Annotated in this window: 26 protein-coding genes; 12 read left to right on the top strand and 14 right to left on the bottom strand. The window is 63.6% G+C overall.

The window, feature by feature from the left end; translation table 11 throughout:
• Positions 1 to 84 precede the first annotated feature (84 nt).
• From RHIZ70P_RS12570 to RHIZ70P_RS12540, 7 genes are all read left to right on the top strand, one after another.
• Positions 85 to 342 (top strand): hypothetical protein, encoded by a 258-nt coding sequence (locus RHIZ70P_RS12570; RefSeq protein ID WP_115670854.1) that lies wholly within the window; start codon positions 85 to 87, stop codon positions 340 to 342.
• A 17-nt stretch (positions 343 to 359) separates the two neighbouring features.
• Positions 360 to 1,121: a hypothetical protein gene (locus RHIZ70P_RS12565; protein WP_115670655.1), complete on the top strand. Its 762-nt coding sequence runs from the start codon at positions 360 to 362 to the stop codon at positions 1,119 to 1,121.
• Between the two features lie 134 nt (positions 1,122 to 1,255).
• The gene (locus RHIZ70P_RS12560) at positions 1,256 to 2,107 is read left to right on the top strand and encodes a YgfZ/GcvT domain-containing protein (protein WP_115670654.1); all 852 of its coding nucleotides are present in this window, start codon (positions 1,256 to 1,258) and stop codon (positions 2,105 to 2,107) included.
• 3 nt (positions 2,108 to 2,110) lie between these two features.
• Entirely contained in the window at positions 2,111 to 2,740 is a 630-nt protein-coding gene (locus tag RHIZ70P_RS12555; protein WP_115670653.1) for an HD family hydrolase, read from the top strand.
• Positions 2,737 to 3,270, top strand: coding sequence for a tyrosine phosphatase family protein (locus RHIZ70P_RS12550; protein WP_115670652.1), 534 nt, complete (start codon positions 2,737 to 2,739; stop codon positions 3,268 to 3,270). Before RHIZ70P_RS12555 ends, RHIZ70P_RS12550 begins: the two co-directional genes overlap by 4 nt.
• Positions 3,267 to 4,238 carry an NUDIX hydrolase gene (locus RHIZ70P_RS12545; RefSeq protein ID WP_115670651.1) on the top strand — a complete coding sequence of 324 codons (972 nt, stop codon included), beginning with the start codon at positions 3,267 to 3,269 and terminating at the stop codon, positions 4,236 to 4,238. The genes RHIZ70P_RS12550 and RHIZ70P_RS12545 overlap by 4 nt, the downstream gene beginning before the upstream one ends.
• Before the next feature lie 107 nt (positions 4,239 to 4,345).
• Complete coding sequence (locus tag RHIZ70P_RS12540) at positions 4,346 to 5,230, top strand: mechanosensitive ion channel family protein (RefSeq protein ID WP_115670650.1); 885 nt, start codon at positions 4,346 to 4,348, stop codon at positions 5,228 to 5,230.
• A 28-nt stretch (positions 5,231 to 5,258) separates the two neighbouring features.
• Here RHIZ70P_RS12540 and RHIZ70P_RS12535 read toward each other — a convergent pair whose 3' ends face one another.
• From RHIZ70P_RS12535 to nadA, 4 genes are all read right to left on the bottom strand, one after another.
• Complete coding sequence (locus RHIZ70P_RS12535; protein ID WP_115670853.1) at positions 5,259 to 5,888, bottom strand: EF-hand domain-containing protein; 630 nt, start codon at positions 5,886 to 5,888, stop codon at positions 5,259 to 5,261.
• Positions 5,889 to 6,132: 244 nt separating this feature from the next.
• On the bottom strand, positions 6,133 to 7,038 hold the full coding sequence (nadC, locus tag RHIZ70P_RS12530) for a carboxylating nicotinate-nucleotide diphosphorylase (protein ID WP_115670649.1): 906 nt from the start codon (positions 7,036 to 7,038) through the stop codon (positions 6,133 to 6,135).
• Positions 7,039 to 7,060: 22 nt separating this feature from the next.
• Positions 7,061 to 8,653 carry an L-aspartate oxidase gene (locus RHIZ70P_RS12525; protein ID WP_181904013.1) on the bottom strand — a complete coding sequence of 531 codons (1,593 nt, stop codon included), beginning with the start codon at positions 8,651 to 8,653 and terminating at the stop codon, positions 7,061 to 7,063.
• 35 nt (positions 8,654 to 8,688) lie between these two features.
• Complete coding sequence (nadA, locus tag RHIZ70P_RS12520) at positions 8,689 to 9,768, bottom strand: quinolinate synthase NadA (protein ID WP_115670648.1); 1,080 nt, start codon at positions 9,766 to 9,768, stop codon at positions 8,689 to 8,691.
• A gap of 209 nt (positions 9,769 to 9,977) precedes the next feature.
• Between nadA and RHIZ70P_RS12515 the strand changes: the two genes are divergently transcribed.
• From RHIZ70P_RS12515 to RHIZ70P_RS12500, 4 genes are all read left to right on the top strand, one after another.
• Positions 9,978 to 10,646, top strand: a complete 669-nt coding sequence (locus RHIZ70P_RS12515; protein ID WP_115670647.1) for an HD domain-containing protein — start codon at positions 9,978 to 9,980, stop codon at positions 10,644 to 10,646.
• 9 nt (positions 10,647 to 10,655) lie between these two features.
• Entirely contained in the window at positions 10,656 to 11,504 is an 849-nt protein-coding gene (locus tag RHIZ70P_RS12510) for an MOSC domain-containing protein (protein WP_115670646.1), read from the top strand.
• A gap of 214 nt (positions 11,505 to 11,718) precedes the next feature.
• Positions 11,719 to 12,726, top strand: coding sequence for a flagellin (locus tag RHIZ70P_RS12505; RefSeq protein ID WP_115670851.1), 1,008 nt, complete (start codon positions 11,719 to 11,721; stop codon positions 12,724 to 12,726).
• 165 nt (positions 12,727 to 12,891) lie between these two features.
• A complete protein-coding gene (locus RHIZ70P_RS12500; protein WP_115670645.1) occupies positions 12,892 to 14,112 on the top strand; it encodes an MFS transporter in 1,221 nt (406 codons plus the stop codon).
• Between the two features lie 45 nt (positions 14,113 to 14,157).
• On the opposite strand, the gene RHIZ70P_RS23030 is transcribed toward RHIZ70P_RS12500, so the two are convergent.
• Complete coding sequence (locus RHIZ70P_RS23030; RefSeq protein WP_181904012.1) at positions 14,158 to 14,682, bottom strand: hypothetical protein; 525 nt, start codon at positions 14,680 to 14,682, stop codon at positions 14,158 to 14,160.
• Positions 14,679 to 15,452 (bottom strand): DNA repair protein RecO, encoded by a 774-nt coding sequence (gene recO / locus RHIZ70P_RS12490; RefSeq protein WP_115670643.1) that lies wholly within the window; start codon positions 15,450 to 15,452, stop codon positions 14,679 to 14,681. Before recO ends, RHIZ70P_RS23030 begins: the two co-directional genes overlap by 4 nt.
• 171 nt (positions 15,453 to 15,623) lie before the next feature.
• Here recO and RHIZ70P_RS12485 point away from each other — a divergent pair, with 171 nt between their 5' ends.
• The gene (locus tag RHIZ70P_RS12485) at positions 15,624 to 16,724 is read left to right on the top strand and encodes an AbrB family transcriptional regulator (RefSeq protein ID WP_115670642.1); all 1,101 of its coding nucleotides are present in this window, start codon (positions 15,624 to 15,626) and stop codon (positions 16,722 to 16,724) included.
• A gap of 7 nt (positions 16,725 to 16,731) precedes the next feature.
• Here RHIZ70P_RS12485 and era read toward each other — a convergent pair whose 3' ends face one another.
• From era to rpoZ, 8 genes are all read right to left on the bottom strand, one after another.
• Complete coding sequence (gene era / locus RHIZ70P_RS12480; RefSeq protein ID WP_115670850.1) at positions 16,732 to 17,676, bottom strand: GTPase Era; 945 nt, start codon at positions 17,674 to 17,676, stop codon at positions 16,732 to 16,734.
• Between the two features lie 9 nt (positions 17,677 to 17,685).
• Positions 17,686 to 18,408, bottom strand: a complete 723-nt coding sequence (gene rnc, locus RHIZ70P_RS12475) for a ribonuclease III (protein ID WP_115670641.1) — start codon at positions 18,406 to 18,408, stop codon at positions 17,686 to 17,688.
• On the bottom strand, positions 18,405 to 19,142 hold the full coding sequence (gene lepB / locus RHIZ70P_RS12470) for a signal peptidase I (RefSeq protein ID WP_115670640.1): 738 nt from the start codon (positions 19,140 to 19,142) through the stop codon (positions 18,405 to 18,407). The genes rnc and lepB overlap by 4 nt, the downstream gene beginning before the upstream one ends.
• A 99-nt stretch (positions 19,143 to 19,241) precedes the next feature.
• Positions 19,242 to 19,646 (bottom strand): holo-ACP synthase, encoded by a 405-nt coding sequence (gene acpS, locus RHIZ70P_RS12465; protein ID WP_115670639.1) that lies wholly within the window; start codon positions 19,644 to 19,646, stop codon positions 19,242 to 19,244.
• 214 nt (positions 19,647 to 19,860) lie between these two features.
• The gene (locus tag RHIZ70P_RS12460; protein ID WP_115670638.1) at positions 19,861 to 20,013 is read right to left on the bottom strand and encodes a DUF3563 family protein; all 153 of its coding nucleotides are present in this window, start codon (positions 20,011 to 20,013) and stop codon (positions 19,861 to 19,863) included.
• A 156-nt stretch (positions 20,014 to 20,169) separates the two neighbouring features.
• Complete coding sequence (locus RHIZ70P_RS23025) at positions 20,170 to 20,730, bottom strand: hypothetical protein (RefSeq protein ID WP_181904011.1); 561 nt, start codon at positions 20,728 to 20,730, stop codon at positions 20,170 to 20,172.
• Positions 20,731 to 20,887: 157 nt separating this feature from the next.
• Positions 20,888 to 23,110 carry a RelA/SpoT family protein gene (locus RHIZ70P_RS12450; protein WP_115670636.1) on the bottom strand — a complete coding sequence of 741 codons (2,223 nt, stop codon included), beginning with the start codon at positions 23,108 to 23,110 and terminating at the stop codon, positions 20,888 to 20,890.
• Between the two features lie 94 nt (positions 23,111 to 23,204).
• Positions 23,205 to 23,606 carry a DNA-directed RNA polymerase subunit omega gene (gene rpoZ / locus RHIZ70P_RS12445; RefSeq protein ID WP_115670635.1) on the bottom strand — a complete coding sequence of 134 codons (402 nt, stop codon included), beginning with the start codon at positions 23,604 to 23,606 and terminating at the stop codon, positions 23,205 to 23,207.
• Between the last annotated feature and the right edge of the window lie 285 nt (positions 23,607 to 23,891).

Below are 23,891 nucleotides of genomic sequence, written 5' to 3'. Positions count from 1 at the left end.
TTTTGGTCTCGGGCCGTGTCGTTTTGATAAAAGACTGATAGTGTCATTAACAGGTGAGTAAGGACTACGCTTCGGGGAATGACCATGGAACCGCGCCGCAACGAGATCGACGACATGATCGTGCATGAGAAGACGCAGGTTGCGCTGGAGTACCAGAACGAAGCCTGGGCCGACGGCATCGCCGACGGCATCGAGCCGGAAATCATCGCCGACGCGGCCTTTGCACTGGCCATGCGCGAAACCATTCGCATTCATGGCGAGGGCGGAGCGGAAGCGATCCTCGATTCGCTGCGCGCCCGCATGCTGGCCGGAGAATTCTCCCCCGAACGGCGTATGCAGTAAGAGGCTTAGAGGCTGTCATGCAAAGCAGGCCAAAGCCCTCATGGCGCGATCGCCTCGCGCCCCTTTTGTCCGTCGCGCTGGCGCTTGGCTTGACGTTCGGCGCCGCGGGTCCCGCCCTGGCGCTTTCCGACATCCCGCCGTTGCCGGCGCCGCAGCAGGATCCCGCCACACCGCAACAGCCGGTTGAGGGCGAGGAAACCGAGGAGCTTCCCGCTTCCGAACCGATGGGCATTCCCGACCCCGATCCGCTGATCAACAAGCCGGCCGATGGCATGCCTGCGGGTGAGGCGCAGGCCGATCCCGACCAACCGCCCCCGGAGGTCATCTACGACCTGTCCAAGGCACCGGAACCGGTGCGGCGGATGCGGGACCTGCTGATCGAGGCCGCGACCTCCGGCGATATCGAACGCCTGCGCGTACTGATGAATCCCGGTCCGAATCAGACCCGGATCGTTCTGGAAAGCAGCGATGCGGATCCGGTCGCCGCGCTCAAGCAATTGTCGGGGGACGAGGAAGGGCTCGAGATTCTCGCGATCATGATCGACATCCTGTCGACCGGCTTCGTCAGGGTCGATGCCGGGACGCCGGACGAAGTTTATGTCTGGCCCTATTTCGCCGAGAAGTCGCTGGCGCAGCTGACATTGCCGGAGAAGGTGGAACTGCTGCGCATCGTCACGGCCGGCGATGTCGCCGAGATGCAGGAACTGGGCAATTACAACTTCTTCCGCATGGGTATTTCGCCCGACGGACAGTGGAAATTCCTGACCGCGGGCGACTGAGCCTTTTTCGCTCAGCAGGCCACCGGCGGTACGGCTTCATGGTGGATGATTTGCCCTCGGCGGATCGGAAATGATTCCCTTTTTCGATGCGATGTTCTAACTCTCGGGCATCGACCAACCGGAAGGGACCGACGATGCCAGAAGCCTCCTTGCCCGACCGTGCCCTGATCCAGGTGTCCGGTGCCGATGCCGAGCATTTTCTCCACAATCTGGTGACCACAGATATCGCCGCCCTGCCGCAAGGCGAGGCCTGGCCCGGCGCGCTTCTGACACCGCAGGGCAAGATCCTGTTCGATTTCCTCGTCTGGCGCGACGGCGACGGCTTCGTGCTGGACACCTCCGTCGGCCAGCGAGAGGCGCTGGTGAAGCGTCTCCTCATGTACAAGCTGCGAGCCGCCGTCGAGATTTCGCCTCTCGAGCCGACCGGAGTGACCGTCGGCTGGGGCGAGGATGCGGGCCGCGATCTGGGCGGGACGGGCGTCGTCGACCACCGCTTTGCGGTCGCGGGCATTCGGGTGACGCGCAAGCCGGGCGGCGCGGGCGCGGGATCGTCGCAAGGCTACCACGCCTTGCGCGTGCTTTCCGGCATTGCCGAATCCTGCCTGGACTACGCCCTTCAGGACGCTTTTCCCCATGATGTCCTGTTCGACCTTGCGGGCGGTGTCTCGTTCAGGAAGGGCTGCTACGTCGGCCAGGAAGTGGTGTCACGCATGCAGCATCGCGGCACGGCGCGGCGTCGGCTGGTTCTGGTGACGGCGGATACCGCCCTGCCCGCAACCGGAGCCGAAATCCTCGCCGGCGGCAAGCCGATCGGCACGTTGGGGAGTGTTGCCGGCAATCGGGGTCTCGCGATCGTGCGCATCGACCGCGCCGGTGAAGCCATTGCGGCAGGCACGGCGATCCGCGCCGACGAGACCGAGCTGAGCCTTCAGCTTCCCGGCTGGTCCGGGCTGGCCTTTCCCAGCAGTGCCGCCGAGGAGGGCTGAGCCATGGCAGATGCCGCCGGTCTCCCGGGACGCGCCTGGCAGCGCATGCTGTCGGGTCGCAGGCTGGACCTGCTCGATCCCTCGCCGCTCGACGTGGAGATTTCCGACATCGCCCACGGGCTGGCGCGTGTCGCCCGCTGGAACGGCCAGACCTCGGGCGACCATGCCTTTTCGGTCGCCCAGCACAGCCTGATGGTCGAAGACATCTTCCGCCGCCTCAATCCCAAGGCAACCGCCGAGGAATTGCAGATGGCGCTGTTGCACGACGGCCCGGAATATGTGATCGGCGACATGATTTCGCCGTTCAAGGCGGTCGTCGGCGGGGGTTACAAGCTGGTGGAAAAACGGCTGGAGGCGGCGATCCACCTGCGCTTCGGCCTGCCGGCCCATCCGACCCGGACACTCAAGGACCAAATAAAGAAAGCCGACAGGATTTCCGCCTATTTCGAGGCGACCGAACTCGCCGGCTTTTCCGAACCGGAAGCCCGCAAGTTTTTCGGCCAGCCACGCGGCATTTCCCGTGACATGTTGCCGACGGCGCCGCTGCCGGCCCTTCAGGCGCAGGCGCTGTTCCTTGAGCGCTTCGAGGCCATCGAGGCTTGCCGCGCCGTCCGTGCCAAGGTGGCGTCATGAGCGTGATCGTCGTCTCGCCCCTGTCGCGCATCGCCGAGATCGCCGTCCGCCACAAGGCGCGCGAAATGATCACGCTGATGGCCGAGAAGCAGGATTTCCACCGTCCGGCGGTGATCTCAGCGGATCGGCACCTGAAGCTCGGCGTCAACGACATCACGTTTGCCGGCACCGGCGACCTGATCGCGCCGCAGGAGCGGCATGTGCAGCAGGTGATCGACTTCGCCCGCGCATGGGATCAGAGCGCGCCGCTGCTCATCCATTGCTGGATGGGCGTGTCGCGCTCGCCCGCGGCGGCCCTCATCGCCAGCCTCGCCGTCGCGCCGGAAGACGACGACGAGGCGCTGGCGCTTCGGCTGCGGGCCGCCTCGCCCTTTGCTACGCCCAACTCCCGCCTGGTGGAGATCGGCGACAGTCTGCTGGGCCGCGGAGGACGGCTGAAGGCAGCGGTCAAGGCGATCGGCCGGGGAGCGGATGCCGACGGCGATGCGCCCTTCGTGCTTCCCCTGCCAGACCCGGCGCAGACCCGATGACGAACCGGACCACCTCCGTCGAGATCGGCCTCAACGCCGCGATCGTCGCGGTCACGGGCGGCACACCGCGCATACTGGTGGTCAGCGATCCGACGAGCACGCTGGAGAGCCTGCCGTTCGGGCCGTTCGATCCCGCCCGCCACCGGACGATGGAAATGTCGCTGCGCACGACGGTCACGGCCCAAACGGCGCTGCACATGGGCTATATCGAGCAGCTCTACACCTTCGGTGACCGGGGCCGGCACAAGATGGCCGGCGATGTCGGACCGCATGTGGTGTCCGTCGGCTATCTGGCGCTGACCCGCATGGACCCGGCGCGCGAGGCGGGTCTCGATGCCGCCGGCGTGCATTGGCGCGACTGGTACGGCTATCTGCCGTGGGAGGATTGGCGCCACGGCCGACCGGCGGTGATCGACCGGGTGATCCTGCCGGCGCTGACGCAATGGGCGGGCGAAAACCCCGCCGAGGACAAGGCGGAGATGCGGCCGTCGCGCCGTTCGCGGCTGAAGCTCGCCTTCGGTCTCGATGATTTCCCCTTCGACGAGGAGCGGGTTCTGGAACGCTATGAACTGCTCTACGAGGCGGGACTGGTGGATGAGGCGGTGCTGGACGGCCGGGTCGCGGCCCGGCGCGTTTCGGCGCCGCTTGGAATTGCCATGCTTGCCGACCATCGGCGGATCGCCGCGACCGCGCTCGCGCGGCTGCGCGGCAAGATCAAATATCGCCCGGTGGTCTTCGAACTGATGGCGCCGGAGTTCACCCTCACCGAATTGCAGGCGACCGTCGAGGCGATCTCCGGCCGGCACCTGCACAAGCAGAATTTCCGCCGACTGGTCGAGGGCGCCGAACTGGTCGAGCCGACCGGCGAGACGCTGGCGACAGGGGGCAGGCCCGCCGCCCTTTTCCGCTTCCGCCGACAGATCCTCGAGGAAAGGCCGGCGCCGGGCCTGAAGCTCGGCGGACGCTGATCCAGACGCATTGTGCAGGCCCATGCCAAAAGCGCCCGCTTGACCCCGAGGCGCCCTGCCCCATCTAGCCCCTTGACGAAACTTGACGTGAAGGAGTGACCCGTTCGATGGAGCAGCAGGCCAGTGAATTCATCATCGCGACGCGCACTGCGCTCAGCCAGGCGAGTGCCCTTGCCGTGCAGTATTCGTTCTCGATCGTCGGCGCCTTGTTGCTTCTGGTAGTCGGCTGGACGGTCGCCTCGCTCCTCAGCCGCTGGGCGCATGAAGGACTGCTGCGCGTCAGGGGCATTGACGAGACGCTTGCCCGCTTCTTCGCCAATGTCATCCGCTATGCGGCGCTGCTGCTGGTCTTCGTCACGGTGCTCGGCCAGTTCGGCGTTCAGACCGCCTCGATCATTGCCGCGCTCGGCGCAGCGGGCCTCGCCGTTGGTCTTGCGCTCCAGGGAACGCTGCAGAACATCGCCGCCGGGATCATGCTTCTGGTGCTTCGGCCCTTCCGGGTGGGAGAATACATAGACACGGGGGACATTTCCGGGACCGTCCGGGAAATCGGGCTGTTCGCCACGGAGCTCAAGACACCGGACGGGCTTTACAGACTGGCGCCGAACTCGACCTTGTGGAACGTGCCGATCACCAATTTCAGCCGCGAAAGCACACGCCGCTTCGAGTTGAAGGTCGGCATCGGTTACGATGACGACATCGACCTTGCCCAGCGTCTGATGCGGAACCTGGCGGAGAACGACCGGCGCGTATTGAAGGAACCGCCGGTCGACACCTTCGTCGATGAACTGGCCGACAGCGCCGTGGTGCTGACGCTGTGGTACTGGACGGCTGCCGCAGACTTCTGGCCGACCTCGCGCGACATGATCAAGTCAGTCAAGCAGGCCTTCGACGAGAACGGAATTTCCATCCCCTTCCCGCAGGTAACCTACAATGCCCACGTACCCGGCCTTGCGCAACCTACCGCCAGGGCAGAGCGGGAAGACGCATAGACACTGCGCAAGAGCGAGCGCATGGCGATCAGATCGTGAGCTTGATATCTGACGGCGCCCCGGCTTCGCTCTCCTGCTGCTCCGTAAAGGCCGAGTAGGCCGCGATGACCTGCTTCATCTCTTCCAGCACATCGAACAGGCTGACGGTGTCGTCGTCCTCGGCCGACTGGTCATCGACCGGCGGCGGAGGCGGCGGGCCTTCGGGTCGCAGCTTCTCCATCGCGGTGACGAACTGGTCTTGCGTCAGCGAGCCGGTGCCTTCGCCGTCGAGCTTGGCAAAGAGGGCCATTGCATCATCCTCGCTCATGTCCTCGGGGCGGGCTGAAATGAACTCGGCCTCGGTCACCTTGCCGTCGCCATCGGCATCGATATGGGCGAACAGATCGGCGGCAGACTGGCGATCATCCGCCTGGGCATCGGCCTGTCCGCCGGAACTGGCGAGCAACATGGCCATGACGCCACCGGCCACCTGGGAGGAGACACCGCTTGCGGCGTTCTCGTTCTCGACCGTCGGATCCTGGGTGCGCTGCCGACCGCTCGCCTTTTCCGCGGCGGCCAGTTCTTCCGCACTGACGATTCCGTCTCCGTTGGTGTCGAGGCTGGAAAGCGATGTCGAGTAAAGAGAGTTGCCGCTGAGCGACGAAGATATACTGGTCATGCAAATCCCCTCAAGTATCGGCTCAATATGGGTGTGTCCCAGTACGCAATACTCAATCAGCGGGATGTCTTCGGGCTACGGGATTCGCGGAAATCGGTCAAAAGCCAATAATGATCTACGATAAGTAGTTTGCGTACTTCCTAACATAATTCAACGGCTTGAACGCATGGAGTTTCCCGCGGCCGGTGTGACGCAGCGCACGAAGGCGCAAGGGTAGCGACCGCGACCAAAGAACTGATTTTCGTCAGCCGATGACCACATCCAGCCCGATGTCGAGGGTCGGCGCCGCCATGGTCACCTTCGAGGTGGAGATGAAATCGACCCCGGCTTCCGCTATCGCCCGGATCGTCTGGATGGTCACATTGCCGGATGCCTCCAGCATGACGCGGCCCTTGGCTGCGGGATAATCGGCGCTCGAAAGGCCGTGATGCTGCCGGTTGATCTCGACCGCCTCGCGCAAGAGGTCCGGCCCCATATTGTCGAGCAGGATCGCATCGGGTCGCGCGCCAAGCGCCTCGCGCATCTGGTGAAGATTGTCGACCTCGACCTCGACCTTCACCAGATGTCCGGCATAGGCCCGGGCAGCGTCGATGGCGGCGGCAACTCCGCCGGCAACCGCGATATGATTGTCCTTGATGAGGATGGCATCGTCCAGGCCGAAGCGGTGGTTCGAGCCGCCGCCGAGGCGAACGGCGTATTTCTCCACCGCCCGCAGTCCCGGCAGGGTCTTGCGCGTGCAGGTGACGCGGGCGCGGGTGTGGGCGATCTCGGCGGCGAAGCCGGCCGTGTAGGTCGCGACGCCCGAAAGATGCATGAGGAAATTCAGCGCGACCCGTTCGGCCGATAGGATGGAGCGCGCCGGGCCTTCGACCCGGATCAGCGCATCGCCGGGTTTCACCCGATCGCCGTCGGCGACCCTGGCCTCGAACACCACCGAGGGATCGACGAGCCGGAAGGCGGCGCGCGCCAGCTCGATGCCGGCGATCACGCCGTCCTCGCGGCTGTTGAGCACGGCCTGTGCCTGCTTCTCCGGTCCGATCGTCGCATAGGTGGTGATGTCGCCGGCGCGGCCGAGATCCTCCATCAGCGCCGCCCGCACCTGGTCCTCGACCATCAGCGGGAGCAATACGGGGCGAAGGGGCTCGGTCATCGGATACTACCTCTGTCTTGGATCAGCCGGCGATTTCGGCGGCGATGCGTTCGGCATCCTTGAGGGTCATGAAGGTGCGATGGCGCAGGGCCTCCACCGGTTCCGGGAAATCGGAGCGGTAGTGGCCCCCACGGCTTTCCTCGCGCTTCAACGCCGCCGTCGCGATGAGCTTGGCAGCCGTCGCCATGTTGGAGAAGCGGACCCGCTTGTTGATACCCTCGAGACGGACGATCTCGCGGATCAGGTCCTTCAGCCCTTCGGCATCACGGATGACGCCGGCATGGGCCGACATCTCCCGGCGCAGCGCCTTGAGTTCGGCACTGTCTTCCAGGGTCACCAGTTCGTCGTTCTCGCCGGCATCCTTCGGCCATTCGTAGAGCGAGGATTCGGGCAGCATGCCCTTGATGTTCTCGGCGATCCGGGCGGCAAAGACAACGGCTTCGAGCAGCGAGTTGGAGGCGAGCCGGTTGGCCCCGTGCACGCCGGTCGAGGTCACCTCGCCAGCCGCCCAAAGCCCGTCGACCGTGGTCTTGCCATCGGCGTCCACCAGCACGCCGCCCATGTGATAATGCACGGCCGGGACGACCGGGATCGGCTGGGTGACGGGGTCGATCCCTGCCGCCATGCACGAGGCGTAGACGGTCGGGAAGAGATCGGGGAAATGCGCGCCGACCGCCTTGGTGCAGTCGAGGAAGGCGCCGCGGCCGGCCTTCACCTCGGCAAAGACCCCGCGCGCCACGATGTCGCGTGGAGCCAACTCGGCATCGGCATGCAGGTCGGTCATGAAGCGATGGCCGGCCCGGTTGACCAGGATCGCGCCGTCGCCGCGCAGTGCTTCGGTCGCCAGCGGCGCCGGGTCCTGGCCGATGTCGATGGCGGTCGGGTGGTACTGGACGAATTCCGCGTCGGCGATCATCGCACCCGCCTTGGCCGCCATGCCGAGCCCGGCGCCGCGCGCCTCGGCGGGATTGGTGGTCACCTGGTAGAGATGGCCGATGCCGCCCGAGCACAGAACCACGGCGCGGGCCGGGAAAGCGACACGCGTCTTCGACTGGCCGGCGTCGGGGCGGGCGATCACGCCGGAGACGAAGCGGCCCTCTGCCACCAGCTCCTCGACGACATAGCCTTCCATGACGCGGATCGACGGCGTCTTGCGCACGGTGGCGATCAGCGCCTCCATGATGGCGCGGCCGGCCTGGTCGCCCTTGACGCGGACGATGCGGCGCTCGGAATGGGCCGCCTCGCGCGACAGCAGCAGTTGGCCCTCGAGATCGCGGTCGAACGGCACGCCATAGGCCAGAAGGTCGCGGATGCGGTCCGGGCCTTCCGAGATCATCAGCCGGGCGATGCGTTCGTCGACGATGCCGGCGCCGGCCGCCAGCGTGTCGGCCAGATGCTTGTCGAAGGTGTCGCCGGGGCTCATGGCGGCGGCGATGCCGCCTTGCGCCCAGGCGGACGACGCCCCCTGGCCGATCGGAGCTGCGGCAAGCACCGTCACCGGACGCGGCGCCAGCTTCAGGGCGCAGAACAGACCGGCAAGGCCGCCGCCGATGATGACGATATCGTCGACGCCCTGCCAGGATTGCGGGCGCATGGATTCGAAGTTCGTGGGCATTCAGGCAATCTCCACCGGCGACAGGCCGGGCCTCGTCAATGCTTCAGATTGATCATCCGCTCCACCGCAAGGCGGGCACGGTCGGCGATCGCCGCATCGACGGTCACCTCTTCCGTCATGAACAGCAGGCTGTCGAGGATCTTCGGCAACGTGATGCGCTTCATGTGCGGACAGAGATTGCACGGCTTGACGAAATCGACGTCTGGCACCTCGGCCTGGATATTGGAGGCCATGGAGCATTCGGTGACGAGAAGGACACGGCCCGGGCGCTTGGTCTTGACATAGTCGATCATGCCCGAGGTCGAGCCGGCATAGTCGGAAACCGCCAGGACGCTTGGATGGCATTCCGGATGGGCGACGATCTCGATCGACGGATCGGCCGCCTTGTATTCCATCAGTTCGTCCGCAGTGAAGCGCTCGTGCACCTCGCAATGGCCCTGCCAGGTCAGGATCTTCTTCTTGGTCTGCTTGGCGACGTTCATCGCCAGATATTCGTCCGGAATGCAGAGCACCGTGTCGGATTCGAAGCTGTCGACAACGGCGACCGCGTTGGACGAGGTGCAGCAGATGTCGGTCTCGGCCTTCACGTCGGCCGAGGTGTTGACATAGGTGACGACCGGCACGCCCGGATAACGGACCTTGAGCGCCCGCACATCAGCCCCGGTGATCGATTCCGACAGCGAGCAGCCGGCGCGGCTATCGGGAATAAGCACGGTTTTCTGCGGATTGAGCAGTTTCGAGGTTTCGGCCATGAAGTGCACGCCGCACTGGACGATGATTTCGGCATCGACACGGGTCGCATCGCGGGCAAGCTGCAACGAATCACCCTTGATGTCGGCGACGCAGTGGAATATCTCCGGCGTCTGGTAATTGTGCGCGAGAATGACCGCGCCGCGTTCCTTCTTGATGCGGTTGATCGCATGGATATAAGGCGCAAAGACCGGCCATTCGATCGCCGGGATGAAGGCCTTCACCCGCTCGTAGAGATGTTCCGTTTCCTTGGCGACGGCCGGCGTAAAGGACAGATCGGGGCGCTCGATGACGCCGAAGCGCTGCGCTGCGGTCTGAGGCCGTCGCGCCTGCGCGAGTTCTCCGCCTTGGGTGAAATGTGCCATGCCGAAACCTCCCCGACTGGGCACCACTTATGCTCAATTTGAGCAAAAATGGGATCAAAGAAAACCGGCAGATGCCGGTGCTGTTGATTTAGAAAGTTTTGTGACGGATTGCAAGGGCCATTGCCCGGCTGGCCGAAATGCCGCGCAGACGCCGCGTCCGTCATGACGGGCATTGACCTTGAACCGGGCCGCCGCCAAGAATGCGCGCCATGAATGACAGCCCCTCGCCCGCCGCCCTCGGACCCGCCCATTTCGCCCCGCAGGCGGCGCTTGCCGAGGCGCTCCTGCCCCATGCCGTATCCGGCGACGACGGATCGCACGATCTCGCCCATATCCACCGGGTTTTTCGCAATGCCATGCGCATCGCCGAGCGAGAAGGCGGCGATCGTCGCATTCTTGCTGCTTCGGTGCTTTTGCATGATTGCGTGGCGGTGGAGAAGAGCTCGCCGCTTCGATCGCAAGCTTCACGGCTTGCGGCGGACAAGGCGACCGACCTGCTCACTGCCCTCCACTGGGAGGCACCTGACATCGCCGCCGTCGCCCATGCCATCACCGCGCACAGTTTTTCCGCCAATATCGCGCCCGAAACGCTGGAGGCGAAGATCCTTCAGGACGCGGATCGGCTCGACGCAATCGGCATGATCGGGGCGGCGCGCTGTTTCTACACCGCCGGCCGGATGGGCTCGGCGCTCTATGACCCCGTGGATCCGCTAGCGGAGCGTCGAGCACTGGACGACCGGACCTTTGCCATCGACCATTTCGCGGCGAAACTGTTCAAGCTCTCCGACAATTTCCAGACCGCTGCCGGCGCCGCGATCGCGCACGAGCGCCACGAACGGCTGCGGGCCGTCCTCACGCAATTCATCGACGAGATCTGAGGCTAAAAAATGCACGTCAGCGAACTTCACATCTACCCCTTCAAGAGCGGGCGCGGGATCGCGCTGCCGGCGGCGAAGGTCGACGCGCGCGGTCTTGTCGGTGACCGCCGGATGATGCTCGCCGACCCGTCCGGGCATTTCATCACCCAGCGGGAACTGCCGGCGCTCGCGACGCTGACCGCCCTTCCCCAGTCGACCCACCTCCACCTGTCGCTTGCCGACGGCCGCGAAATGATGGTTGCCCCGCCGCATCCCGAGCGTCGCATGAGCGTGGCGATCTGGAAATCGATCGTCGACGTCGCGGTCGCGGAGGACAGCGTCAACGATCGTCTCTCCGGATGGTTTGGCCGCCCGGTAAAGCTCGTCTTCTTCGACGGCGAGGCCGAGCGTACGGCCAGCAGCGAGTGGGCTGGCCCCGACGCGCCGGTCACTTTTGCCGACGGCTACCAGGTCTTGGTCACCACCACGGGATCCCTTGCCGCGCTCAATGCCGACATGGCGGAACACGGGGAAGGCAGCGTCGGCATGGAGCGCTTCCGCCCGAACATCGTCGTCGACTGCGACGAAGCCTGGGCCGAAGATCGCTGGGGGGCGATCGAGATCGGCGGCATCCGCTTCGATCTGGTCAAGCCTTGCGCCCGCTGCATCATGACAACGCAGGACCAGCAGACGGGATCGCGCGAAGTCGCCAATCCCATGCCGGCCATGGGGCGCATCCGCATGTCGGCCGACCGCCGGGTCCCCGGCCCGTTGTTCGGCTGGAATGCCGTGCCGCGTGGCGAAGGCCGGCTCTCGCTCGGGGACACGGTGCATGTGACGGAGGAAAAGTCCGCCGCATGGGCAATCAAAGTGCGATGAGAATAACATTCGCCCCGAGATGAACAACTCTAAGACATCGTTGAGCAGGATCACGCCATCTGTAGTTTACTGGGGACGATTTCTTCTAGCGGTTCATCATTTATTGAGGATCTTTGCCCATGTTGGCCGCATCGACATCTTATCCGTCATGAGTCGACGGCAGGGCTTCCCGGACCTTGGGTCGAATTGAATTTCCTTCAGTTTGGACCTGCTCATGACCAGCATCATGACGAATGTCTCGGCCATTGCCGCCTTGGACACCTTGCGATCGATCAGCGGGCAACTCGGCACGACCCAGTCCCGGGTGTCGAGCGGATACCGGGTCGACACCGCCTCGGACAATGCCGCCTATTGGTCCATCGCCACCACCATGCGATCCGACAACAAGGCCCTTTCGGCGGTCGAAGACGCACTCGCGATGAACGCGGCCAAGGTCGACACAGCCTATACCGGCATGGATGCCGCAATCGGCGTGGTCGATGAGATCAAGGCGAAATTCGTGGCTGCACGCGAGCCGGGCGTCGACAGGGACAAGATCAATGCCGAAGTCGAGGAACTCAAGGACCAGTTGATCAGCATATCGTCCTCCGCCAGCTTCAACGGCCAGAACTGGCTCTATCTCGAGACGGCGCAGGACGATGCCAATGCGATTGACAAGGAACTGGTCGGTTCCTTCGTCCGCGCAGCCGACGGCACCGTCTCGATCGAGACCATCAAGCTCAATTATCGCGACGAGACGCAGGTGGCGGAACCGTCCGACACCTGGGCGCTGATCGACTTCATGTCGGCGCATATCGGCGACCTCGGCATTCTGACCAGCCCCAACTTCGCCTGGGACGCAGGCCTTGCGACCGGCTGGGTGCTGCTGAAATCGCCGAGCCCGGCGGTGGCCGGGTATCCGTCCGTCACCGAGATGGAGCTGTCGTCGTCCACCACCGATGCCCAACTGGATGAGATGATCTCGGTGATCGACTCCATGCTGCAATATACCGTCGACACCACGGCGACCTATGGCGCGCTCAGTTCGCGGATCACCATGCAGAGCGAATTCGTCGCCGATCTCAGCGATACCATCGACACCGGCGTCGGCCGTCTCGTCGATGCCGACATGAACGAGGAATCGACGCGTCTCAAGGCCCTGCAGACCCAGCAGCAGCTCGGCATCCAGGCCCTGTCGATCGCCAATTCCAACTCGCAAAACATCCTGTCGCTGTTCCAATAGCGCAACGCGCCATCGGCGCCGGCAGATTGCCTTCGGGGCGGACCTTCAGTTTTTCTGCGGCTTAGACCAGCTCCGATCAATTTCCCTGATGAGCGCTTCACGAAAAGGCGCTTTTCGCGCATGGATCCGCGGCATATCGTCCGATCTCCAAGAGGAGACGATTCCATGGCCACGACTGCCCGCAACCCCATGCCCTGGCTGATCATCATCAGCGGATCGCTGATCGCCATGCTGACCTTCGGGCCGCGTTCGGCCATGGGCTTCTTCCAGCTGCCGATGCTTGCCGATACCGGCTGGGACCGCTCCACCTTCGCGCTGGCCATGGCGCTGCAGAATCTGTGCTGGGGCCTCGGACAGCCGCTCTTCGGTGCACTGGCCGACAAATACGGTACGGCGCGCATTCTGACGCTGTGTGGCCTGCTCTATGCGGGTGGCCTGCTGATGATGGCGAATGCCGGCGCGCCGCTTTGGCTGCACATCGGCGGTGGTGTGCTGATCGGGCTTGCGATCGCCGCCGGCTCCTTCGGCGTGGTGCTGTCGGCCTTTGCCCGCAACGTGACGCCGGAGCAGCGCTCGCTGGCGTTTGGCATCGGCACCGCGGCCGGTTCGGCCGGCATGTTCCTTTTCGCGCCGCTCAGTCAGGCGCTGATCTCCTCCTTCGGCTGGTCGGACAGCCTCGTCTACATGGGCGCGCTGATGCTTATCGTGCCGCTGCTCGCCTACCCGCTGCGCGGCAATGCCAATTCCGGGACGCAAGGGCAGAGCCAGTTCAAGCAATCGGTCGGGGACGCTCTGAAAGAGGCCTTCGCCCACAAGAGCTATCTGCTCTTGACCAGCGGCTTCTTCGTCTGCGGGTTCCAGGTCGCCTTCATCACCGCACACTTTCCCGCCTATCTCGGCGATATCGGCATCGACGCGCGCTATGCGGTGATTTCCATGGCGCTGATCGGCTTCTTCAATATTATTGGCTCGCTCGCCTCGGGCGTGATCGGTCAGCGCTATTCCAAGCCCTATTTCCTCGCGCTGATCTATATCGCCCGCTCGGTCGCCGTGACGCTGTTCCTGCTTCTGCCCCAGTCACCGACCTCGGTGGTCGTGTTCGCCATCGTCATGGGCCTGCTGTGGCTCTCCACCGTGCCGCCGACCAATGCGCTCGTCGCCATCATGTTCGGCACGCGCCATCTCGGCTTGCTCGGCGGGCTGGTCTTCCTGTCGCACCAGATCGGCTCCTTCCTCGGCGTCTGGATGGGCGGCTATCTCTATGACCGTCTCGGCTCCTACGACAGCGTGTGGTGGTTTGGCGTGGCACTCGGCATCTTCGCCGCGATTGTCCATTGGCCGATCCGCGAAAGGCCCGTCGAGCGGGCGGTTCCTGCGGCGGCCTGAAACGCCTGGATCAGGAGCATTTTTTAACGATTGCGGCAGGACGGATTATTTTTGCCGCAATGCACACATATTAAAACCGTCACAGAATATTATTTTGTTTTTCACTGAAGGTCGGTTGACGCGGGTGACCTGCGCACCTACCTTGATGCAGCCGGTTCGAACCGGAAGAAACCGGGTCTCGGAAGAGAGGCCCTTGCCAAAAAGGAGGTCAGCGAAATGCGTGTTGTTTTCCATCATGCCGCCCGCCCCTGGCAGAAATCCCCGCTCGGTGTGGTGGCAACCAATCTCTGCCGTCGCTTCTGTCGAATGTGACGCTGCCCAAGCACTGAATTCTACAATCGACACAATATTGTATGTCTGCGCGACCGCGCAGGCGGGGAAATCGTTATGGAAAAGCAAGTCATCGAATATGCCGGGGTTCCGGTCGGAATCACCATTCCGGATGGTGATCGCCTGAAGTTCATCGCCGTCAAATATCCGGTCATCGCGCTGGACGGTGGCACCTATAGCAATATCGGCGAACTCCAGAACGCCATCCACCGGCATATCCAGGAAACCAGCGACGATCACGAGATGTTTCGGGTCGCCGCCAATGGCGGGCCGGCTTCCGGCGCCCGCAAGGTCTTCAGCGCCGCCTGACAGAAACCCTCACGCGCCGCGCCGGCCTCGAGTCCGCGCGGCTCGTAGACATGACGGTTGAGGAAGAACCCGGTCAGCCGGAACGCCGCAGCAAGGCTGTCGCTGTCCGCCGCCTTGGAAGCACCGGACCTCAGAAATGGCGGCAGCGCCAGCATCCTGTCCGCCCAGGGCAATCCGGCATCGCGGCTCACCGCCCGGCCCGTCTTGGGTGACACGAATGCCAGGTCCTCGCGCTGGCCCGTGGCGGCGCATCGCTCCAGATCCAGCCCGTAGCCGAGATCATCCAATATCGCGAGTTCGAAACGAATGAACAATTCGCCGGCCGTCGCCGGGTCATCGAGATGTTCCAGGATGACGTCGAGAGCCTCGAACAGATGCGGATGCGGTTCGCGCTCCGGCAGCAGGCGCAACAGCGCCGCCAGCGCCTGTACGCCATAGACGGCGGTGGCGCTTTCCATCAGCCGCGCCGCACGCTGGGTAATCGGCTCGACGCGGAATTCGCCGAGATGGTCTTCCAGCCGGGCCCGCCAGACAACCTCCACCCGATTGCCGGGCTGGAGCACCGGCTGCATGGTGCGCGAGCGCCCGCCCCGCACCATGCCGAGATGGCGGCCGCGGGTGCGCGTCATCACTTCGGCGATGACACTCGTCTCGCCGTGGCGCCGCGCGCCGAGGAATATTGCTTCGTCCGTCCACTGCATGGTCCTGTTCTAGCCGATTTGAACGCTCGCGGACAGACGAGACGCCGACCCGCCGTGGATCAAAGGTCAGATGGAAATGATATTCGCCAAGTTTTCACACGGGGCTTGATCGAATCGGTATAGTCGAGGCCGACACCCCTCCCGCGCACGCGACCCTCAGGCTTCCCCGCAATGCAGCCATCGCCCTCCGGCTCCCCCGACCACACGCCCGATCCCGGCTTCCTGACCGGACTACCGGCTCCAGCGCGCTGGCTGGTCCTGGTCTGCGCGTCGATCGGCTTTTCGCTGGTGCTGCAACTCCTGCACCTGCCGGGCTCGCTGTTGCTCGGCCCGATGGTCGCTGCGATCGTCGTCGCCACGAACGGCGCGCGGCTTTCAGTCCACCGCATCCCCTATATCGCCGCCCATTCCCTGCTCGGCTGCGTCATTGCGCGCTCGCTCGATGCCGAGATCATCAAGACCTTCGCCGCCGACTGGCCGATTTTCCTGGCGATCGTGCTGGCGGTCATCGGTGCCAGCAGCGTGATGGGATATCTGATGGCCAAGGGTGGCACATTGCCGGGCACCACGGCGATCTGGGGCACTTCGGCGGGTGCGGCCTCGGCCATGATGCTGATGGCCGAAGCCCATGGCGGCGATGTTCGGCTCGTCGCCTTCATGCAATATCTGCGGGTGGTCTGCGTCGCCTCCGCCGCCTCGCTCGTCGCGGCCCTGGCCTTTCATGCCAGCGGCGGCCCCGCCCCTCAGATCGTCTGGCTTCCCGCCGTCGACGCAATCGAACTCGCCAAGACGCTGGCCGTATCCTTCGCCGCGAGTGCGCTCGGCGCACGGCTGAAGATCCCGGCCGGCACCATGCTTTTGCCGCTGATCGCCACCGCCACCCTTCATTCGGCGGGCATGATCACCATCGACCTTCCGCCATGGCTCTTGGCCATCGGCTATGCGACGCTCGGCTGGAAGATCGGATTGAGCTTTACCCGCCGCATCCTGCGTCATGCCGCCCATGCGCTGCCGCAGATCCTTGCCTCGATCGTCGTGCTGATCGTCTTTTGCGCCGGGCTTGCGGCACTGCTGACCTACCAGTTCGGCATCGACCCGCTCACCGCCTATCTGGCGACCAGCCCCGGCGGCCTCGATTCGGTCGCCATCATCGCCGCCTCGACGCCGGTCGACTTGTCCTTCGTCATGGCGCTGCAGACGGCGCGGCTGTTTCTGGTGTTGTTGCTCGGCGGGCCGATCTCGAAATTCGTCGCTCGCCGCATAGAGCGCTAAGACGCGCTCAGTTCCTCGGGAATTCGAGGCCCATCTCGCGGAAGCGCTCCGGATCGTCGCCCCAGTTCTCGCGCACCTTGACGAACAGGAAAAGGTGGACCGGCTGCTCGAGGATTTCAGAGAGCTCCTTGCGCGACGCCGTCGAGATCGACTTGATCGCATCGCCGCCCTTGCCGAGCACGATCTTCTTCTGGCTGTCGCGCTCGACATAGATGACCTGCTCGATCCTAACCGAGCCGTCCTTGCGCTCTTCCCACTTTTCCGTCTCGACATGCGACGAGTAAGGGAGCTCCTGATGGAGCCTGAGGAACAGCTTTTCGCGGGTGATTTCGGCGGCGAGCTGGCGCATGGGCAGGTCGGAGATCTGGTCTTCCGGATAATACCACGGACCTTCCGGCAGGCGCTTGGCAAGGAAATCCATCAGGTCGTCGCAGCCGGAGCCGGTCGTTGCCGAGACCATGAAGGTTTGCTCGAAGGCGATGGCCTCGTTCGCCTTGGCGGCGAGCTTCAGCAGATCTTCGTGGCGAACCCGGTCGATCTTGTTGAGCACCAGGATCTTCGGCTGGTGCACGTCTTTCAGCCCCTCGAGGATGGCTTCGGCATCGCCGCGCAGCCCTCGCTCGCTGTCGATCAGGAGCAGGATAAGGTCGGCATCCTTGGCACCGCCCCATGCGGACGTCACCATGGCGCGATCGAGCCTGCGGCGCGGCTTGAAGATGCCGGGGGTGTCCATGAAGACGATCTGGGCATTGTCGTGGATGGCGATGCCGCGGACGATGGCGCGGGTCGTCTGCACCTTATGGCTGACGATCGACACCTTGGCGCCGACGAGGCGGTTGAGCAGCGTCGACTTGCCGGCATTGGTCGGGCCGATCAGGGCCACGAAGCCGGAATGCGTGGGCTTGTCGTCAACGGCTGCGCCTTCGACGGAGGGGTTTTCGGTATCGCTCATGGTTTCCAATCAGCCTGCGTCCGTGGACTGCGTCCAGACGCCTTCGCGTTCGAGTATTTTCGTGGCGGCGACCTGCTCGGCGGCGCGCTTGGAGCGGTCCGTTCCGGTTTCAGGTGCAATGCCGGGGATTTCGACAATCACCGTGAAGAGGGGATCATGATCCGGTCCGGCGCGTTCGGCAATCCGGTAAGCGGGCGTCTTGGCGAATTTCGCATGCGCCCATTCCTGCAGTTCGGTCTTGGCATCGCGTCGCGCGCCGTCGGCCCGGCTCGCCTTTTCCTGCCAGAAGCGCAGGACGAAGCCGCGCGCGGCCTCCAGCCCTGCGTCGAGATAGATTGCCGCAATGAGGCTTTCCACCACGTCGGCCCGGACATTCAGCATGGCCTTGCCGGTCAGCTTCTTGACGTCGGAGCCGGTGCGGATGAAGCGGTGCAGTTCCAGATCGTCGGCGATCGCGGCGCAGGCCTCGGCGCTGACCAACTGGTTGAAGCGCACGGAAAGCTCGCCCTCGGTGGCGTTGCGGAAGGTCTTGAACAAAAGCTCGGCAATGCACAGGCCCAGAACCCGGTCGCCAAGAAACTCCAGCCGCTCATAGTCTCCGCCCTTGGCCGAGGGCGTCGCGCTCGAATGGGTGAGCGCGCGGTCAAGCCTCTCCTTCTCGGCGAAGGTGTGGCCGATCGCGGTTTCGATCCGCGTCCGGTCCTCCTCGCCGAGCCCCTTCAGTCTTTTCATTCGACCACCTTGAACAGGCGATCCCAGCGCATGTTCGACGGCCACTTCCACACTTCGCGGAACGAGGTGTCGTTGCCGAGCGAGAAGAAGATCACCGAAGCGCGGCCGATCAGATTTTCTTCCGGCACGAAGCCGACGTCGAAACGGCTGTCGAGCGAGTTGTCGCGGTTGTCGCCCATCATGAAATAGTGGCCTTCGGGGACGATGAACTCGCGCGTGTTGTCGCCGCGGGTGTTCGGGGCCTGGTCGAGCGTGTCATAGCTCACGCCATTGTCCATGGTTTCGCGGAACACCGGCACGTCCGTGCCGGGATCCAGGCTGTAGTCGGAGGTAAAACGGCCATCCTCGGCGCGTGCCACCGGCTTGCCGTTGATGTTCAGCACGCCGTCCGTCACCTGAATGCGGTCGCCCGGCAGGCCGACGACGCGCTTGATGTAGTCGACCTTGGGATTCGGGGGGAAGCGGAAGACGGCGATGTCGCCGCGCTCCGGCGCGCTGGCAAAAATGCGGCCCTCGAACAGGTCCGGCGAGAACGGCAGGGAATACTTGGAATAGCCGTAGGAGAACTTGTTGACGAAGATGTAGTCGCCGACAAGCAGCGTCGGCATCATCGAGCCCGACGGGATGGTGAAGGGCTGGAACAGGACCGTGCGGATGATCATGGCCAGGAGCAGGGCCTGGATGATGACCTTGATATTCTCCCAAAGAACACTGTGCTTCTTCTCAGCTTCCACGCCGTCAATTCCTTTTCTGGCAAATCCTGCCCTGTCTAGTCGGTTCGCGTCGCTGCGGCAACGGCAGAGGCGCGGAAAATGCCCTGTCCGGTGGGGTCGTCAGTCGCGCACCGGCCGCGCCTCGATGATGACGAAGGCCTGGGCCAGCGGATAGTCGTCGGTGATGGTCAGATGCACGACCGGTTCGTGACCGGCCGGGACCAGTCTTTGCAAGGCGATCGCGGCGCCGCCGGTCAGCGCCATGGTCGGCTTGCCGCTCGGTGCATTGACCACGCCCATGTCCTTCCAGAACACGCCCTCGGCCATGCCGGTGCCCAGCGCCTTCGACATGGCCTCCTTGGCGGCGAAGCGCTTGGCATAGGACTCGGCGCGGTTCTTTCGGCCATCGGACCTTTGTCGCTCGATCTCGGTGAAGCAGCGTTGGGTGAAGCGCTCGCCGAAGCGTTCGAGCGATTGCTCGATGCGGCGAATGTCGATGAGGTCGCTGCCGATGCCGATGATCATAAGCGATCACCCCGCAGCACCAAATGCTCTGGCGAAGCCGGATACCGGCAGGATGAAAGGGGATCAGGGGCTTCAGCCCGGCATCGAAGGGTCAGCATGGACCACATGTAGTGGATGCCCCCATCTTCCGACAAGTCAGGCGGGCGAAAATCGTCCGCAGACATTCGCAACGGTGCGCAAGGACCCTGCGCACCGGTATGGGTCGCGTTCGCGATCAGAAGCGGCTGCGGAACATGCCGCGTTCGATTTCGCGCTGACGGAATTCCAGGTCGACCATGTCGCGGGCGCCGTTGAGATAGGCCATTTCGCGTTCGGTGGAGGTGGGAACGCGAAGGGCGTTGGCAATCTTGCGAAGGGGCTTGAACATTTTTCGTTTCCTCAGATCATTTCTCTTATCTGAGGCGAATATAATTGTGCACCGCACAAACGACCAGATCCGAAAGAGGAACGCAGGCATGCGGCCTTTGCATGCCGGCTTAAGGAAGGTTTAAGAAACCGGCAACCACGTTAATGGCTGGCCAACCTACTGTCCGGCAGCCCGGAGCAGACGCGGACGTATCTCGTCGTCCCAGATCAGATCCCGGCAATCGGCCAAATCCGTCCGATCGAGGCGGAAGAGCTTGTCATCGCCGGCAAAATCCGCACCCTCCCCATCGTTGCAAAGGCCCGGTGCGGCGGGCATGTCGACCATGATCGCCCCTCCCCCGGCCTTCCTCAGGGCAAAGGGGCCACCATCGCATTCCATGCCACAGGCCAGCACATCACCTCGACCCTCTTTGCACTCTCCCGAGAATTCGGCCAATCCTCCGTCCCGGAACCGCGCCTTGAAGTTGAGGATGCTCGCCCCCGCGCCCGGCCAGTCGGGGCGATAGGCGAGCATGGCTATCTCCGAGACGTTCTGGCCGGGATGGCTGCGCAAATGAGCGGGATCGTATCGCCTTGAATAACAGGCCCAACCGAGTTCCCGGTCTTGAAGGACTCGGCCATAGAGAAACCGCTGCTCGACGTCGCCCGCATGAGCGATCCGGCCGGAAAGGGGTCCGGCCAGCAAGACCAAAAGCAAGACGGAGAACACCTTGATCACGGCTGCCGCTCCTCGCATGGACTTCGCTGCGGAGTGAACCGCATCCACGGCACCCCACAGCGCATGGTCAGAGTGAACCATTGGTGACGAGCAATCAATTGGCCTCGTTGACCGGAAACACACTTCATTGCCGCATCGCGGGAACGATGCGGCCCCGTCAGTCGTAGACCCGCTTGACGGTCGAGATGCAGTCCAGTTCCTTCATCTCGACCAGCAACTGGTTGAGTTGGCGCAGGTCCCAGACTTCGACATCGATCGCCATCTCGGTAAAGTCGGTGGCGACCCGCATCATCGACAGGGTGCGGATATTGATGTCGAGCCGCGCCACCGTCTGCGCCACCGTTGCCAGCGTACCCGGTTCGTTGATCGCGTTGATCAGGATGCGGGCCATGAAGCGCGACTTGTTGGCCTCGTCGAGATCCCAGCGCACGTCGATCCAGCGTTCCGGCTCGTCGTCGAACTTTTGCAGGGCGGACGCCTGGATCGGGTAGATGGTGATCCCCTTGTCGTCCTCCATGATGCCGACGATGCGATCGCCGGGAACGGCGCCGGCCGGCCCGAAATGCACACCGGCATTGCCACCGAGGCCGCGGATCGGCAGTCGCTCCTCGCCGTCGGCCGCGTCACCCTCGACGGGGCGCGCTTTGCCGGGGATCTTGAAGACCATGCCATTGGCACTGTTCATCGCGAACCAGCCTTCGTCGCTCGAAGGCTTCACCGTGACCCGTTCATCCTGGTAGTCGGGATAGACGGCGCGCAGGACGTCGATCGACGACAGTTCGCCGCGACCGACGGCGGCGATCGCATCCTCGACGTCGCGCTGGCCGAGACGGTGCAGGACCGGCCGCAGGCCGTCGCGCGAAAAGATCTTGCCGGCCCGCTCGAAGGTGCGCTCGAGGATGCGATGGCCAAGGCCGGCATACTGCTTGCGGATCGCCATGCGCGTGGCGCGCCGGATCGCGGCACGGGCCTTGCCGGTGACGACGATCTCCTCCCAGGCCGCCGGCGGCACCTGGACGCCGGAGCGTATGATCTCCACCTCGTCGCCGTTCGACAGGCGGGTGACAAGCGGCATGATCGAGCCGTTGATCTTGGCGCCGACCGTGGTGTCGCCGATATTGGTGTGGACGGCATAGGCGAAATCGATCGGGGTCGCACCGCGCGGCAGGGCGATCAGCTTGCCCTTCGGCGTGAAGCAGAAGACCTGGTCCTGGAACAGCTCGAGCTTGGTGTGCTCGAGGAACTCCTCCGGGCTGTCGCCCTCGGCCAGGGCCTCGATGGTATGGCGCAGCCACGAATAGGCATTGCTCTCGCGCGACAGAAGTTCCCCGTCGCCTCCGCCCTCACCGTCCTTATAAAGCGCATGCGCAGCGATGCCGTATTCGGCGATCTCGTGCATGCGCTTGGTGCGGATCTGCAGCTCGATGCGCTGGCGCGACGGACCGACGATGGTGGTGTGGATGGAGCGGTAGTCGTTCTGCTTGGGCGTCGAGATATAGTCCTTGAACCGACCCGGCACGACGCGCCAGCGGGTGTGGACGATCCCGAGCGCGCGGTAGCAGGACGGAATATCGTCGACGATGATGCGGAAACCGTAGACATCGGAGAGCTGTTCGAACGACAGCGACTTCGACTGCATCTTGCGGAAGACCGAATAGGGCTGCTTCTGCCGCCCCTTCACCCGGGCGTTCAGCAGTCCGTTGGCGACCAGCAGTTCGCGCAATTCGTCCTCGATCTTCTTGACCAGGCCTTCATTGCGCTGGGAGAGCTCGGCGAGCCTCTGCGTGACGGTCTCGTAGGCCTCCGGATTGATGTAGCGGAAGGACAGGTTTTCCAGCTCGTCGCGCATGTCCTGCATGCCCATGCGGCCGGCGAGCGGCGCATAGATTTCCATCGTCTCTTCGGAAATGCGGGCGCGCTTGTCGTCGCGCATGTGCTCGAGCGTGCGCATGTTGTGCAGGCGGTCGGCCAACTTGACCAGAAGGACGCGCACGTCGTCGGAAATCGCCAGCAGCAGCTTGCGCAGGTTTTCCGCCTGCTTGGCCTTCTTCGACACGAGGTCGAGCTTTTTAAGCTTGGTCAGCCCCTCGACCAGACGGCCGATGTCCTCGCCGAACAGTTCGTCGATTTCCTGCCGCGTCGCGGAGGTATCCTCGATCGTGTCGTGCAGCAGCGCCACCGCGATGGTCGACTCGTCGAGATGCATGTCGGTGAGGATAGCGGCGACTTCGAGCGGGTGGGAAATGTAAGGGTCGCCACTGGCACGCGTCTGCTTGCCATGCTTCTGCATGGCATAGACATAGGCTTTGTTGAGCAGAGCTTCGTTGGCATCGGGCTTGTATTTCTGAACCCGCTCGACGAGCTCGTATTGCCGCATCATGCCCAGGTGCTCCATAAACGAAAAGCGCGCCAATCGACAGGGATTGGCGCACAACGGCGGGTTTCCGAGACTTTAAAGCCCTATTGCTTGACGATTAGTAATCGTCGCTCTTTTCCGGCGGAACAAGCCCTTCGATACCGGCCAGAAGATCTTCTTCCGACATCTGGTCGAAGCTGACGGCCTCCGGCATTTCATCCTCGTCGTCGCCCTTGGCTGCAACCGCGCCGGCGCCGATCAGGGTGCCCGTATCCTGCTCCGGCTCGTCGACCTCGACATGCTTCTGCAGCGAATGGATCAGGTCTTCCTTGAGATCGCCGGGCGAGAGCGTCTCGTCGGCAATCTCGCGCAAAGCCACCACCGGGTTCTTGTCCTTGTCGCGATCGACCGTGATCGGAGCGCCCTGCGAGATCTGACGCGCGCGATGGCTGGCGAGCAGAACGAGCTCGAAGCGGTTATCTACTTTGTCGATGCAGTCTTCAACGGTGACACGGGCCATTGCCTGTCCTTTGCGCTCGGGAATTTAAGGATTTAGCAGCCCGATACAATCAATGGAAGGCAATTTCAAGTTTTTCGTCACCGAAGCGTCCTCCACACCGGGACCGCCGGGCAAAAAATCACCGCCGGACGGGCCCATTTCAACCCATGCGTGCTTGGAATATGATATTCCCTGCCCTAGATAAATCGTATATGAATATTTCATAATTTAAGTGGACTATTCATGAGTGAAAAGGCAAGGTTTTGTTTTGATTGTCTTTTATCACTAGTTCTGTATTTCCGACAA

The organism is Paenirhizobium selenitireducens ATCC BAA-1503 (genome assembly GCF_900492185.1).
In the GTDB taxonomy this organism is placed as follows: Bacteria; Pseudomonadota; Alphaproteobacteria; order Rhizobiales; family Rhizobiaceae; genus Allorhizobium; species Allorhizobium selenitireducens_A.
Note: the sequence above shows the minus strand (reverse complement) of the source record. Positions and strands in the feature narration are given on the sequence as shown.

Coding starts and splice junctions, on each gene's coding strand:
- acpS (WP_115670639.1), bottom strand. CDS start 19,646: ATGATCATCGGCATCGGCAGCGACCTCATCGACATTCGCCGCATCGAG.
- RHIZ70P_RS12565 (WP_115670655.1), top strand. CDS start 360: ATGCAAAGCAGGCCAAAGCCCTCATGGCGCGATCGCCTCGCGCCCCTT.
- recO (WP_115670643.1), bottom strand. CDS start 15,452: ATGCAGTGGACGGACGAAGCAATATTCCTCGGCGCGCGGCGCCACGGC.
- RHIZ70P_RS12525 (WP_181904013.1), bottom strand. CDS start 8,653: ATGCCCACGAACTTCGAATCCATGCGCCCGCAATCCTGGCAGGGCGTC.
- RHIZ70P_RS12505 (WP_115670851.1), top strand. CDS start 11,719: ATGACCAGCATCATGACGAATGTCTCGGCCATTGCCGCCTTGGACACC.
- RHIZ70P_RS12555 (WP_115670653.1), top strand. CDS start 2,111: ATGGCAGATGCCGCCGGTCTCCCGGGACGCGCCTGGCAGCGCATGCTG.
- RHIZ70P_RS12540 (WP_115670650.1), top strand. CDS start 4,346: ATGGAGCAGCAGGCCAGTGAATTCATCATCGCGACGCGCACTGCGCTC.
- RHIZ70P_RS12570 (WP_115670854.1), top strand. CDS start 85: ATGGAACCGCGCCGCAACGAGATCGACGACATGATCGTGCATGAGAAG.
- RHIZ70P_RS12545 (WP_115670651.1), top strand. CDS start 3,267: ATGACGAACCGGACCACCTCCGTCGAGATCGGCCTCAACGCCGCGATC.
- RHIZ70P_RS12560 (WP_115670654.1), top strand. CDS start 1,256: ATGCCAGAAGCCTCCTTGCCCGACCGTGCCCTGATCCAGGTGTCCGGT.
- RHIZ70P_RS12535 (WP_115670853.1), bottom strand. CDS start 5,888: ATGACCAGTATATCTTCGTCGCTCAGCGGCAACTCTCTTTACTCGACA.
- RHIZ70P_RS12510 (WP_115670646.1), top strand. CDS start 10,656: ATGCACGTCAGCGAACTTCACATCTACCCCTTCAAGAGCGGGCGCGGG.
- nadC (WP_115670649.1), bottom strand. CDS start 7,038: ATGACCGAGCCCCTTCGCCCCGTATTGCTCCCGCTGATGGTCGAGGAC.
- RHIZ70P_RS12450 (WP_115670636.1), bottom strand. CDS start 23,110: ATGATGCGGCAATACGAGCTCGTCGAGCGGGTTCAGAAATACAAGCCC.
- era (WP_115670850.1), bottom strand. CDS start 17,676: ATGAGCGATACCGAAAACCCCTCCGTCGAAGGCGCAGCCGTTGACGAC.
- RHIZ70P_RS12515 (WP_115670647.1), top strand. CDS start 9,978: ATGAATGACAGCCCCTCGCCCGCCGCCCTCGGACCCGCCCATTTCGCC.
- rpoZ (WP_115670635.1), bottom strand. CDS start 23,606: ATGGCCCGTGTCACCGTTGAAGACTGCATCGACAAAGTAGATAACCGC.
- RHIZ70P_RS12460 (WP_115670638.1), bottom strand. CDS start 20,013: ATGTTCAAGCCCCTTCGCAAGATTGCCAACGCCCTTCGCGTTCCCACC.
- RHIZ70P_RS12485 (WP_115670642.1), top strand. CDS start 15,624: ATGCAGCCATCGCCCTCCGGCTCCCCCGACCACACGCCCGATCCCGGC.
- nadA (WP_115670648.1), bottom strand. CDS start 9,768: ATGGCACATTTCACCCAAGGCGGAGAACTCGCGCAGGCGCGACGGCCT.
- RHIZ70P_RS12550 (WP_115670652.1), top strand. CDS start 2,737: ATGAGCGTGATCGTCGTCTCGCCCCTGTCGCGCATCGCCGAGATCGCC.
- RHIZ70P_RS12500 (WP_115670645.1), top strand. CDS start 12,892: ATGGCCACGACTGCCCGCAACCCCATGCCCTGGCTGATCATCATCAGC.
- rnc (WP_115670641.1), bottom strand. CDS start 18,408: ATGAAAAGACTGAAGGGGCTCGGCGAGGAGGACCGGACGCGGATCGAA.